This window comes from Acinetobacter sp. 226-1 (assembly GCF_030329325.1).
Lineage (GTDB): Bacteria > Pseudomonadota > Gammaproteobacteria > Pseudomonadales > Moraxellaceae > Acinetobacter > Acinetobacter sichuanensis.
In genome coordinates this window covers 438,687-450,994 of sequence record NZ_JACANU010000002.1, presented here as the reverse complement: position 1 = coordinate 450,994, position 12,308 = coordinate 438,687, and the positions used below count along the sequence as shown (strand labels likewise).

The following is a 12,308-nucleotide window of genomic DNA, read 5'->3' as shown; positions in this document are numbered from 1 at the left end:
ATATAATAAAAAATCAAAAAAAAAGAACAATTTAATTTGATTAATTATTTAAAGTGCTAAAAAAAGCTCCCGAAGGAGCTTTTTTTATTAAAATCGATTAAGCATCAAATGGATGACGTAATACAATTGTTTCATCACGATCTGGACCAGTCGAAACGATATCAATTGGGCATTCAATCAGTTGCTCAATACGTTTGATATAGTTAATCGCAGCTTGTGGCAATTGATCTAAAGATTTAGCACCAAATGTAGACTCAGTCCAACCTGGCATCGTTTCATAGATCGGTTTTAAAGCTTCAAATGCTAAAGCATCAGAAGAACCTACACAGCCAGAATCAGCAGCTTCATAACCTACACAGATTTTAACTTCTTCTAAACCATCTAAAACATCAAGTTTAGTTAAGCAAATACCTGAAAGTGAGTTTACATCAACTGAACGACGTAAGATTTCAGCATCAAACCAACCACAACGACGTTGACGACCTGTAGAAGCACCAAATTCAGCACCGATTGTACCGAGGTGTTTACCAATCGCATCACCCACATCATTGGCAGCGTCATACACCAATTCTGTTGGGAAAGGACCTGCGCCTACACGTGTTGTATATGCTTTAGTAATCCCTAAAACATAATCAAGGTGCAAAGGACCTAAACCAGAACCAGAGCTTACGCCACCCGCTGTTGTATTTGATGAAGTAACATATGGATATGTACCGTGGTCAACGTCAAGAAGTGAGCCTTGCGCACCCTCAAACATCACGTTTTGACCATTTTTACGGTAGTTATGCAATTCAGTCGTTACATCAATCACGAGCGGAGCAACAACTTCACGCCATTGGTCACAAAGTGCAAGTACGTCTTCAACTTTAACCGCTTCAACACCAAAGAATTGAGTTAACTGGAAGTTATGGTACTCAAGTAATTCTTCAAGTTGTGCTTTAAGATGTTCACCACCACGTACTAAATCCGCAACACGGATCGCACGACGAGCAACTTTATCTTCATACGCAGGACCAATACCACGACCTGTCGTACCGATTTTCGCATTACCACGTTTTTTCTCACGTGCTTGGTCTAACGCAATATGATGCGGAAGAATCAAAGGACAGTTTGGAGAAATACGTAAACGCTCACGAACTGGAACACCTTCTTTTTCAAGGATATCCATTTCTTTAATTAACGCTTCAGGAGAAAGTACAACACCATTCCCAATTAAGCACAGTACGTTTTCACGTAAAATACCAGATGGAATGAGGTGAAGAACTGTTTTCTTACCACCTACGACGAGCGTATGACCTGCGTTATGTCCACCTTGATAACGAACAACCGCAGCCGCCTGATCTGTGAGCAGGTCAACGATTTTACCTTTACCTTCGTCGCCCCATTGGGTACCAAGTACCACAACATTCTTGCCCATAATAGCCTCATTACATCATGCTGTTAAAATTGAAAACCACACACCAACGACATGAACACTGGTGTCTAGTCATTAAATTTTTTCGATTTTCCACTCACCTGCAACTTCAATCATTTGATGAGTTGCATTTGGAACTGAGCTTAAATCATCATTACCCAATAACTGTATTACACTTAAACCTTGTTGGCGTGCTGTCGTAATTGCCGCCAATAACGCTTGATTTGTACCTTTTGGTGCTACAACTTTTTCTATTTGTTTAAATTGACCTGCACTGAGTGCATAAAGGTCACAAGAGAAACCTGTTGCTGGACGTGCACGACCAAAATGCTCACCAATACCATCATAGCGACCACCTTGAGCCAGTGGTGCTGCACGATTTGGTGCATAAACTGCATACATCAAACCTGTATGATAATGGTATGAACGTAATTCAACGACATCAATACCAATATGTAAATTTGACCAACGCGCTTGAATCTCAGCTTGAGTTGTCGTTAAGACATCAAATGCTTGTTTAAATGCTTCATCAGCTAAGATTTCAGCACTTAAATTCGTTTTTAGTGCTTGAATATCACTTGCATAACGACCTAATGCATAAAAATCTGCACCGAATTTTAAATTTTGCGTAAATTCAGCAAGCTCTGGCAAAGCTTTACGTTGATATAAATCTGAAAGATGACGTTCAATATCTTTGGTCAATCCAGCGTGTTTAACTAAACTTCTAAATAAACCGACATGCCCTAAATCGAGATGGACACCTTCAACCAAACCAGCATTTTCAATCAAACTGAGCATGACGTCGATCATTTCAACATCTGCATCTATACTGTCTGAACCAAATAATTCTGCACCTAACTGTAAAGGTGCGCGAGTGGTATTAAACCCACGTGGTTTAGTGTGAAGTACTGTTCCTGCATAGCAGTAACGAGCAACGCCTTCAACTGGATGTACATGCGCATCAATACGAGCCACTTGTGGTGTCATATCGGCACGCACACCTAGTAAACGACCTGTTAACTGATCAATTACTTTGAAAGTGGCTAAGTCTAAATCTTGATTCGATTCGGAAAGAGAAGAAAGAGATTCGATGTATTCGATAAACGGCGTGTACACCAACTGATAACCTCGAGAAGCGAGGAAATCTAAAGCGTTACGGCGCAAAGTTTCAATTACTTGCGCTTGCTCTGGTAATACATCAGCTACACCATCAGGTAATAACCATGTCTCTGAAATGGGCATGTTGTAAACCTAAATCCTGTCAGCGCGGAAGTAATCCGCATAAAAAAATCGGGAACACACCCGATTTCTCTTATTTTAGCACGATCCTTAACACTGTGCATTAGACTTTTGCAGAAAAGATGCATTTCATTTTCAATCTCATGCTTTTTAGACTTTATACTGAATTATGTTTAATTATAAATGCTAGAAAACTTATACGCAGATCATTACAACTTGAGCTAATCTCTAAAAAAATAATCTATATTTTAGGTGTTTTATGACTTAAAAAACCAACCACCTGAATAGGACTCGTTACCAAATCAAAGGTAATTGCTAAGGGGTATAAAGCAACATTCTTTGCTGTCTGCAAAAATTTAGACTTTTGTTTGGTTTGAAATACAATTAACTCAAGTGGATGCTTAAACCGATGTTGAAGTTGTTGTTTATTATTCACATGTTGAGCCAACCGTAAATCAATTGAAATCTTTTGTACACATTGCAATTCTTTTTGGCTATGTAAACATTCGAATTTTAATTTTTCTAGTTGACTTTGCTCATTCTTTTCTATTTGAGCTAAAGACTTACGGTAAACTAGATAAATTTCCGTATTCATACTCTTCCCATCTTTTTTCATTTCAAAAACGATTGGGTTTTCAAGTTGTTGGCGACTAATTACAGCTCTCATTGACTGCTGTACATATCCTGGCTGATGTATTTGTAAATACTTCAAGTCTATATTCTGCAAAATAGTATTCAGCATTTCTGTTGTCATTGTTGCATCTTTATCTTTAACAGGTGTTATAAAATAACTATATTTTTCACCAGCTAAAACGAGTGCATTTTGATATTCGGCAACCGTTTGGCTCGTATGTCCTATAGCAATTAATTGATCCTGAAAAATAAATTCTTGCGTTGTTCGATAGTGATCTTGTTCACCTACATAAGCATTTAATATCGCTGTTGCACATCCAGACAAACTCATAGCCATCCAAATGTAACCCATTAGCAAACCTAGCCTTTTTTTATTTTTCATTATTTTTATTACCCTTCTACTTAAAATAAATTCACTTTATTAAATCAGTCACCTTTGTATTTTTCAATTTTCTATAAAAATTCTATTTCCATCTATGCAAAATAAATCATTTTCCAAGAGAAACCATGAGACTCATTTACTTTTAAAAAATAAAGTGTCACAATAACACTTTATATAATTTCTACGAAAAACAAAAAATGAATGAAAAAATATTACGACAACGTAGTAAGTTTCTCAGTTTAGTCCTACGCCACCAACCTGAAACGATTGGTATACAACTTGATGCCGAAGGCTGGACAGATGTATCTAACTTACTGCAACAGATGATCAAACATCGAAATCCGCTCAAACTACAAGAATTAATCGAGGTCGTTGAAAATAACGATAAAAAACGTTTTCAACTTTCAGAGGATCATAGCAAAATCCGTGCTGTTCAAGGACATTCAACTCAACAAGTACAACGTGAATATATAGCCATGACACCACCTGACATACTTTATCATGGCACAGCAACACGTTTTGTAGATACAATTCTTGAACAAGGGTTAATTGCAGGTCAACGTCACCATGTGCATCTTTCTGCCGATCTAATCACAGCCACAAAAGTCGGACAACGGCACGGCAAAGTGGTCATTTTTAGAGTAAATACGCAACAAATGCAGCAAGATGGTTTTAAATTTTATCAAGCTGAAAATGGCGTTTGGTTAACTGAAAAAGTACCAAGTCATTATCTGAGTCTGATGAGCAAATAAACTGATTTACTCGACATCACGAATAAACAAACTTATACTTTTAGCATTGCCAATATTTAAAAATTAATGAAAAACATTCAAAAAAATAGTTTCCTTAAACTCCCTCTTGTTCGTTTTACTTATGCCTATAGTGCTTTTTGGATCATTGTCGTTTGTAGCGTTGATTTTTTCCAAAGCTTTCAAATAGAAACGATTTTAGCACTCGTCATTTGCTGTTTAGGGTCGAGTTTAATTCACTATTTTGATTATCAACATCTAAACAATAGTGAACAAGATATTCGTTTTCAAAGTTTAAAGCTTCATTTTTGGCTTGCTGTAATTTTTTTAGTCGCGACGCCTTTACTCATCAATAAAAAAGTTGAAGCCATTTGGTATAATGTTGAAAAGCAAGCACATGAAACTCAACCGCTTCGCAAAGGATTTCTGAGTCTAGCAGAAGTACACTTACCCAACTATAAACAGAAAGTCGAAAGTGTAGTTTTTTCAGAGCAAGACTCACAACCCGTCATTTGTGACCTGATTCAACGTAAACAATGCGCTTACACAGAGCATTTTAACCAAATGGCTGAAATCAGTTTAAGTACAAGGAAACTCTCACCTTATCAATTTCAACCGATTATTTTTGAATTAAAAACTGAAAATTTCCACTACACCAAACAGCAACACATCACATTTTATAAAAAGCAACAAAGGTCTGTTTATTGCTATTTTCTCTTTATTTTTTTCCCAAGCCTAATTCTGTTTTTCCGATTACGTGAGACTTTACTACAACATTACTTTAATCAAGTTAAAGGTTAACTATTTCGTTTTAAAATATGATTTTAAAAGATTTAAAAAACATCAAATGCAAATATTCAGGCTATTTTTAGTGTAGTGGCAACTCAGTTGTTTGTTTAATTTTTTGTAAAGGAATCTCAGTTTTTACATTTTGAATCCCTGAGATTTTATTTAAATGATTAATTTGAAATTTACGATAAGCCTCAAGATCCGACACTACGATGCGCAAGAAAAAATCACAATCCCCTGCCATAAGTTGACACTCAACAATTTCAGGAATATTCATAATGGCATCAATAAATTGATTTACTGTACGTTCATCCTGACTTTTCAGCCAGATTCGGGCAAAAACCGTTAGACTTAAATTCACTTTATGCGGATTTACCAATGCCACATATTGATCAATGACGCCAACGTCTTCTAACTGTTTTACACGACGTAAACACGGCGATGGAGATAAGCCAACCTGCTCAGCCAAATCATTATTTTGTAGTTTTCCATTCCGTTGTAACGCTTGCAAAATACGTCGGTCAATCGCATCGAGTTTCATAAGATTTTTTTGATATTTAAAGTCTAAAAATAACATATTTGAGCAATATTATTTCAAAATAAAATATTCAAGCATCATTTTTAGTGAAATATAGCCCTCTCTTTAGCATAAAATGAATCTTGAAAAATTCATAATCTTTCAGAGCCTCCCATGTTCAGCTTTAAAAATACTGCGACAGAACTTTCCTATTCTTCAGAATTTAAAGAATTTCTTAGAGGAATCAAAATTTCTATTCCAATGCTACTCGGAATTATTCCATTTGCATTGGTACTCGGTACACAAGCTGCACAAAAAGGCTTTTCTGCTTTAGAAGTGCCATTATTAACAGGTTTAAACTTTGCAGGTGGTTCAGAGTTTGCGATTATTGAAGTATGGACGCAACCGCCTCAGCTTTTATTTTTGATTTTAATTACCTTTTTAGTCAATAGTCGCCATATTTTAATGGGTGCTAGTTTAGCGCCTTATATTCGCCATTTACCCAATCGAAAAGCATTACCTTTACTCTTTTTTATGTGTGATGAAAGTTGGGCTTTAAGTATTACCGATGCGCATAAAAATAATCCACGTAATCCTTATCTGGGCTTTAGTGTATTTTTTTATATCGGATTATGTTTTGCACTTTACGTGATGTGGGTCGTTTTCACTACGATGGGCGTTGGTATTGGTGCATTTCTAGGTGATGTGACTAAGTTCGGTTTTGATATGGCATTTCCAGCCGTTTTCTTGGTTCTATTACGTGGCATGTGGAAAGGTTTTAAACCTGCATTACCATGGCTTGTGAGTTTAATTTCGGCTGCATTGGCTTATTTATATTTGCCTAATGGTTGGTATGTACTGGTTGGCTCTATTTCAGGTGTGATTGCTGCATTATTTTTAGTGGGAGATGAAGAATGATTCACAGTACAACACTTATTGCGATTATCTGTGTTGCATTAACCACTTATTCCACACGGATTTTGGGTTATTTATTGCTTAAAAATAAAACCTTAAGTAAACGTACAACACGCATTCTTCAAGTTATTCCAGGTTGTGTACTGATTTCAGTGATTGCGCCTTATTTTGTCTCAGACAACCCTGCAAATCTGATCGCGATTGTCATTACTTTTCTTGCTGCATGTTATTTATCGTTATTGCCTACGGTGCTGATTAGTATCGTTGCAACAGGTATTTTGCGATACTTGATTCATTAACTAAATCAAGTATCTCGTTGTCCATCTATTTTTGTATTATCGATCTGAAAAATTTTGCTGTAATAAGCGAATTAGCTCCGCATTTTGCACTTCAACTTGTGTCATACGTTGTGTTGTTTTATCTAAAACTTCTTGCTGGATATGCATCTTTTTCGCTAGATCTTGCATCAATTGTAACGTTTGTTTTAAATGTTCTTCTTGTAAATGTGTCTGCTGTTCTTGCGCTTGTAAGACCTGCATTGCATCATGATTCTGTTGATTTAGCACATTTATTTTCCAAACCAAAAATAATATAGCCACATACAAAACAACAATTGCGATGAGTATGTAAATCAAGATCTTTCTCCTTTATAGTTCATTTTTATTGGTTAAAGTTTTGATGAATGACTATCCGCATCCATCAAAAGATATAAAATATTCAATGCATTATAAATTAACTTTATGCGGTAAATGACTCACACAAATCAAGTAAACGATTTGCATAGCCCCATTCATTGTCATACCAAGCAAATACCTTAGCTTGATGACCAACCACCATGGTTTGAGTTAAATCGACAATTAAAGAATATGGCGAATGGTTAAAATCACTCGATACTAAATCTTCATCTGTCACAGACATAATCTCAGCATAATCATATTTAGCTGCTTGCTTTAAAGTTTGATTAATCAAGTGATTTGTAATAGGTGATTTAGCAATAAAAGTCAGATCAATCGCAGCAACATTAATTGTTGGTACTCGAATCGAATAACCATCAATGCGATTTTCCATTTTTGGCATCACTTGTTTTAAAGCACCTAAAGCAGATGAAGTGGTTGGAATGATATTTTGCCCAGATGCTCGTGCGCGACGTAAATCACGATGCGCATGATCCAATACAGATTGGTCGGCTGTGACTGCATGAATTTCTGTCATTAAAGCCGTATCAATGCCAAAAGCATCGTCAATAATTTTGACCAAAGGAACGAGTGCTTGAGTGGTACATGAAACACTGGAAATGATTTGATCCGTCGCTTTTACTTCTTGATGATTTACACCATAAACAATTGCGGCATCGACAGTATCAAAAGGTGCAGCACCGATGATGACACGTTTTGCTCCTGCACAAATATGCTGAGTTGCAGCTTGTCGTGAGCGAAACAGTCCTGTGCATTCCAAAACAACATCAACGTTTAAATCCTGCCAAGGTAATTGGCTTGGCTCTGCTTGACGAAGAATTTGCACACGTAATTTAGTTTGACGGGCATCAATACATAAATAAATTTTATCATTTTCTTCTTGAATCGTTACAGCACCATCAAAACGCCCGTGCGTTGTATCGTATCTAAACAAATGAACCATCGTTTCAACATCAGCAACATCATTGATTGCAACGATTTCAAAATGAAAAGGTTTTGGATTTTCAAACCAAGCTCGCAATACATTTCGCCCGATTCGACCAAATCCGTTAATTGCCACACGTTGCATCATTTTTCCTTCGGATTGAAAGCTTTTTGTACTTTCCTATGTTAATGGATTTAACGCATGCTTAGATATAGTCAAATACAAACAATCTCATTTAAAATCAACTTAAATCTCACAAACATATTTTAAATCGGCACTAAAATAACTTTAATGGAGTTAAATTTTATAAATCATTTTAAAAATAAGGATATGCCAAAATGAAAATAACCATGTTGTTTTTTATTTTCATGATATTTACTTTATCCTCAACAATTTACGCCCAAGAAAACTATCAAAGATGCAGTGATTTAGAAGCAGATCATTTACTTAAAGCTTTAACTCAACAGTCAAATCTCTTTAAAAAGTCACAAAGCAATCTAAATCCCACTTTTTACGATTGTCTGATCATTCAGCAAGAACAAGTACTCATTGCAACAAGTCAGGAAATCCAACAATTTTCAAACAATGCAGGCAATTATCAACTCGATTTATTTTTAATCAATCGACACAAGCAAAGTACTATTCAACACTACCACCACCCGACTCCAATCATTCCGCAAACACGCTTAGAAAATATCAAATTTGATATAAATCCTTATTCCAATATTCCAAATCAGCACATTATAGGATTAGGATTACATCAAGTTCATATTGGTGGTGTAAGTAGCTCGACACGAATATTACAACTGTTTCACATTCAAGCAAAACAAGCCATAAAGTGGGTTTTACAAGACCTTATTACTGATCAGGTAGCAAATTCAACTCCTTATCAATGCGATGATGCCCAAAGCTCCGAACTAAACAGAAAGCTCATTTTACTCAGCTCTAAAACACAGGGTTTACCAGATATTCGACTCAATGAAAATATAGAAAATATTCATGTGGATATACAAAACTGTCATGTTAAAATCATCAAACAAAAACAATCACAAATTTTAAAATTCGATGGCAAAAAGTATTATTTCAAAGCTAAAAATCTGTTGCAAATCGACATTTAATGATTGACTGATCGTTTAACAAATATTCAGTACATTGCCATGTTATTCACTAAATTTCGTTCTATACTTGATTTTCAATATAAATCGCACTTATTCCCCTGAAAATCATTGGTGCATACGGCATTTTCCGTTATACTTTGGCGTTCTAAAAAATTAAGCCCGTGTGTCAGTTAAGCGTAAAAATCAGACTTAGCGACATACTTTTAGCCAATACGAAAATTGAGGAGTGACTTGGTTGTGAGTACTCGTTTTATGACAACTGCTGAAATACGTGAAGCATTTTTGCGTTACTTTGAATCGCAAGGACATACACGTGTCGCGTCGAGTTCACTTGTACCCGCCAATGATCCCACTCTGCTTTTCACCAATGCAGGGATGAACCAATTCAAAGACTGTTTCCTCGGTCTTGAAAAGCGTGACTACGTTCGTGCTACGACATCACAAAAATGTGTGCGTGCAGGCGGTAAACACAACGATTTAGATAATGTTGGTTATACAGCACGTCACCATACTTTCTTTGAAATGTTAGGTAACTTCTCTTTTGGTGATTACTTTAAACGTGATGCCATTCGTTTTGCTTGGGACTTTTTGACTGGCGAAGAATGGCTAGCACTCCCTAAAGACAAACTTTATGCCACTGTTTACCATACAGATGACGAAGCATTTGACATCTGGAACAAAGAAATTGGTCTAGATGCAAGCCGTATCATCCGTATCGGTGACAACAAAGGCGAAAAATACGCATCAGATAACTTCTGGGCAATGGGTGACACAGGTCCTTGTGGTCCTTGTTCTGAAATCTTCTTTGACCATGGCGACCACATTTGGGGTGGTTTACCGGGCACACCTGAAGAAGATGGCGACCGTTTCATTGAAATTTGGAACAACGTCTTCATGCAGTTCAACCGTACTGCGGATGGTGTATTGCATAATCTTCCCGCACCTTCTGTAGATACAGGTATGGGCTTAGAGCGTATTTCTGCTGTTTTACAACATGTAAACTCAAACTACGAAATCGATTTATTCCAAAACTTACTTAAAGATGCTGCCGAAATTATCGGTGTCGATATGACAGAGGCTGTTGCAACAGCTCAAGCCAATAATAAACCAGTTGAATACCCTGCCTCGCTTAAGGTTGTTGCAGACCATGCACGTTCTTGCTGTTTCCTCATTGCAGATGGCGTGAATCCTTCAAACGAAGGTCGTGGCTATGTACTCCGTCGCATTATTCGCCGTGCTGTACGTCATGGTAATAAAATGGGCGCAACAGGCACATTCTTCTACAAAATGTTGCAACCTTTGATTAATGTCATGGGCGAAGCTTATCCTGAATTGGTTGAACGTCGTCAAGTCATTGAAAATGCCTTGATCCGTGAAGAAGAACTCTTTGCTAAAACACTTGAACAAGGTTTGAAATTGCTTGAAGGTGAATTAGCAAACCTTAAAGGTAAAGTCATTGCTGGTGCGACTGTATTTAAACTTTATGACACTTACGGCTTCCCAACAGACTTAACCGCAGACATCGCACGTGAACGTGAATTAGAAATCGACGAAGCTGGTTTTGAAGTTGAAATGGCAGCGCAACGCCAACGTGCACGTGATGCAGGTAAATTCTCTGTAGACTACAACGCAATCGTTAACGTTGAAGGCGAAACTCAATTTGACGGCTATGATGCCACTCAAGGTCAAGGTCAAATTGTTGCAATCTATAAAGATGGTGAACAGGTTAATGAAGTTGTTGAAGGCGATGAAGCTTTAATCGTATTGAATCAAACGCCTTTCTATGCGGAAAGCGGTGGTCAAATCGGCGATACAGGTATCTTCAAAAACGATACAGGTATTTTCGAAGTTCAAGATACTAAAAAATCTGGTGGTGCATTTGTCCATCAAGGTATCGTGACAATGGGAAGCTTAAAAGCGACTCAAGCAGTTGAAGCGATTGTAAAAGCAGATATCCGTGATGCAACAGCGCGTAACCACTCTGCGACTCATCTTCTTCATGCGGCGCTACGTCAAGTTCTTGGCGAGCACGTACAACAAAAAGGTTCTTTGGTTGCATCTGATATTTTACGTTTTGACTTTGCCAATGACCAACCTGTTTCATTTGCACAAATTCAGCAAATTGAACGTATTGTCAATGCTGAAGTGATTGCCAACACTGCCGTTTCTACCGAACTGCTTGATATTGATGCTGCCAAAGAAAAAGGCGCAATGATGCTGTTTGGCGAAAAATACGGTGACGAAGTACGTGTACTCTCTATGGGTACAACAAAAGATGAGAAAAACTTCTCGATCGAACTTTGTGGTGGTATTCACGTAAAACGTACAGGTGATATTGGTCTATTCAAAATCACATCTGAAGGTGGTGTTGCTGCGGGTGTACGTCGTATCGAAGCAGTGACAGGTACGAAAGCGCTTGAAGTGGTTCAAAAAGTGGATGCTGATATTGTTCACATCAATGATTTGCTCAAAGCACAAAAAGATCAAACGGTTGAGAAAGTTGAAGCAACTGTAGAAACAGCGCATCAATTGCAAAAACAAATTGAGCAACTGAATCAAAAACTGGCAAACTTCCAAGCTTCTGATCTTATTGGTCAAGTTCAGGATATCGCTGGTCGTCAAACCTTGATCGCAACTGTACAAGGTCAAGATGCAAAATCAGTCCGTCACCTTCATGACAGTGTCAAATCTAAACTTGATAATGCAGTTATTGTGATTGCAGGTGTAGATGGCGATAAAGTGAGTTTGATTGCCTCAGTCGCGAAAGATTTTACTGCCAATATTAAAGCAGGCGACATTATTAAACACTTAGCAACTGAATTGGGTGGTAAAGGTGGCGGTAAACCAGACCTTGCTCAAGGTGGCGCACCATTGAATGAGCAGTTTGATCGCGTAATGACAGAATTATCTGCGTGGATTGCTGCAAAATAAG

The 12,308-nt window shown here is 37.3% G+C and carries 12 protein-coding genes; 6 read left to right on the top strand and 6 right to left on the bottom strand.

Going from position 1 to position 12,308, the window contains the following annotated elements:
- Positions 1–97 precede the first annotated feature (97 nt).
- From HX124_RS05615 to HX124_RS05605, 3 genes are all read right to left on the bottom strand, one after another.
- Entirely contained in the window at positions 98–1,417 is a 1,320-nt protein-coding gene (locus HX124_RS05615) for an adenylosuccinate synthase (RefSeq protein ID WP_107006586.1), read from the bottom strand.
- Between the two features lie 72 nt (positions 1,418–1,489).
- Entirely contained in the window at positions 1,490–2,656 is a 1,167-nt protein-coding gene (locus HX124_RS05610; RefSeq protein WP_286382212.1) for an ATP phosphoribosyltransferase regulatory subunit, read from the bottom strand.
- Positions 2,657–2,894: 238 nt separating this feature from the next.
- Entirely contained in the window at positions 2,895–3,668 is a 774-nt protein-coding gene (locus HX124_RS05605; protein WP_286382211.1) for a YidX family protein, read from the bottom strand.
- Between the two features lie 197 nt (positions 3,669–3,865).
- Between HX124_RS05605 and HX124_RS05600 the strand changes: the two genes are divergently transcribed.
- Positions 3,866–4,420, top strand: a complete 555-nt coding sequence (locus HX124_RS05600) for an RNA 2'-phosphotransferase (protein WP_286382210.1) — start codon at positions 3,866–3,868, stop codon at positions 4,418–4,420.
- Between the two features lie 66 nt (positions 4,421–4,486).
- Positions 4,487–5,218 carry a hypothetical protein gene (locus tag HX124_RS05595; RefSeq protein ID WP_286382209.1) on the top strand — a complete coding sequence of 244 codons (732 nt, stop codon included), beginning with the start codon at positions 4,487–4,489 and terminating at the stop codon, positions 5,216–5,218.
- Between the two features lie 67 nt (positions 5,219–5,285).
- On the opposite strand, the gene HX124_RS05590 is transcribed toward HX124_RS05595, so the two are convergent.
- Positions 5,286–5,747, bottom strand: coding sequence for an Lrp/AsnC family transcriptional regulator (locus HX124_RS05590; protein WP_286382208.1), 462 nt, complete (start codon positions 5,745–5,747; stop codon positions 5,286–5,288).
- A 150-nt stretch (positions 5,748–5,897) separates the two neighbouring features.
- Between HX124_RS05590 and HX124_RS05585 the strand changes: the two genes are divergently transcribed.
- A complete protein-coding gene (locus tag HX124_RS05585; protein WP_286382207.1) occupies positions 5,898–6,641 on the top strand; it encodes an AzlC family ABC transporter permease in 744 nt (247 codons plus the stop codon).
- Complete coding sequence (locus tag HX124_RS05580; protein WP_286382206.1) at positions 6,638–6,937, top strand: AzlD family protein; 300 nt, start codon at positions 6,638–6,640, stop codon at positions 6,935–6,937. The genes HX124_RS05585 and HX124_RS05580 overlap by 4 nt, the downstream gene beginning before the upstream one ends.
- Positions 6,938–6,973: 36 nt before the next feature.
- On the opposite strand, the gene HX124_RS05575 is transcribed toward HX124_RS05580, so the two are convergent.
- Together HX124_RS05575 and gap are read right to left on the bottom strand one after the other, a co-directional pair.
- Positions 6,974–7,273: a hypothetical protein gene (locus HX124_RS05575; protein ID WP_286382205.1), complete on the bottom strand. Its 300-nt coding sequence runs from the start codon at positions 7,271–7,273 to the stop codon at positions 6,974–6,976.
- A 103-nt stretch (positions 7,274–7,376) separates the two neighbouring features.
- On the bottom strand, positions 7,377–8,402 hold the full coding sequence (gene gap, locus HX124_RS05570; protein WP_286376449.1) for a type I glyceraldehyde-3-phosphate dehydrogenase: 1,026 nt from the start codon (positions 8,400–8,402) through the stop codon (positions 7,377–7,379).
- 194 nt (positions 8,403–8,596) lie between these two features.
- Here gap and HX124_RS05565 point away from each other — a divergent pair, with 194 nt between their 5' ends.
- Together HX124_RS05565 and alaS are read left to right on the top strand one after the other, a co-directional pair.
- Positions 8,597–9,376, top strand: coding sequence for a hypothetical protein (locus HX124_RS05565; protein ID WP_286376450.1), 780 nt, complete (start codon positions 8,597–8,599; stop codon positions 9,374–9,376).
- Between the two features lie 237 nt (positions 9,377–9,613).
- Entirely contained in the window at positions 9,614–12,307 is a 2,694-nt protein-coding gene (gene alaS, locus HX124_RS05560) for an alanine--tRNA ligase (RefSeq protein ID WP_286382204.1), read from the top strand.
- Position 12,308 lies beyond the last annotated feature (1 nt).

What these genes read in the sequence shown, in the direction of transcription:
- HX124_RS05605 (WP_286382211.1), bottom strand. Translation starts at nt 3,668, where the DNA reads ATGAAAAATAAAAAAAGGCTAGGTTTGCTAATGGGTTACATTTGGATG.
- HX124_RS05615 (WP_107006586.1), bottom strand. Translation starts at nt 1,417, where the DNA reads ATGGGCAAGAATGTTGTGGTACTTGGTACCCAATGGGGCGACGAAGGT.
- HX124_RS05580 (WP_286382206.1), top strand. Translation starts at nt 6,638, where the DNA reads ATGATTCACAGTACAACACTTATTGCGATTATCTGTGTTGCATTAACC.
- HX124_RS05590 (WP_286382208.1), bottom strand. Translation starts at nt 5,747, where the DNA reads ATGAAACTCGATGCGATTGACCGACGTATTTTGCAAGCGTTACAACGG.
- HX124_RS05565 (WP_286376450.1), top strand. Translation starts at nt 8,597, where the DNA reads ATGAAAATAACCATGTTGTTTTTTATTTTCATGATATTTACTTTATCC.
- HX124_RS05585 (WP_286382207.1), top strand. Translation starts at nt 5,898, where the DNA reads ATGTTCAGCTTTAAAAATACTGCGACAGAACTTTCCTATTCTTCAGAA.
- gap (WP_286376449.1), bottom strand. Translation starts at nt 8,402, where the DNA reads ATGCAACGTGTGGCAATTAACGGATTTGGTCGAATCGGGCGAAATGTA.
- HX124_RS05600 (WP_286382210.1), top strand. Translation starts at nt 3,866, where the DNA reads ATGAATGAAAAAATATTACGACAACGTAGTAAGTTTCTCAGTTTAGTC.
- HX124_RS05610 (WP_286382212.1), bottom strand. Translation starts at nt 2,656, where the DNA reads ATGCCCATTTCAGAGACATGGTTATTACCTGATGGTGTAGCTGATGTA.
- HX124_RS05595 (WP_286382209.1), top strand. Translation starts at nt 4,487, where the DNA reads ATGAAAAACATTCAAAAAAATAGTTTCCTTAAACTCCCTCTTGTTCGT.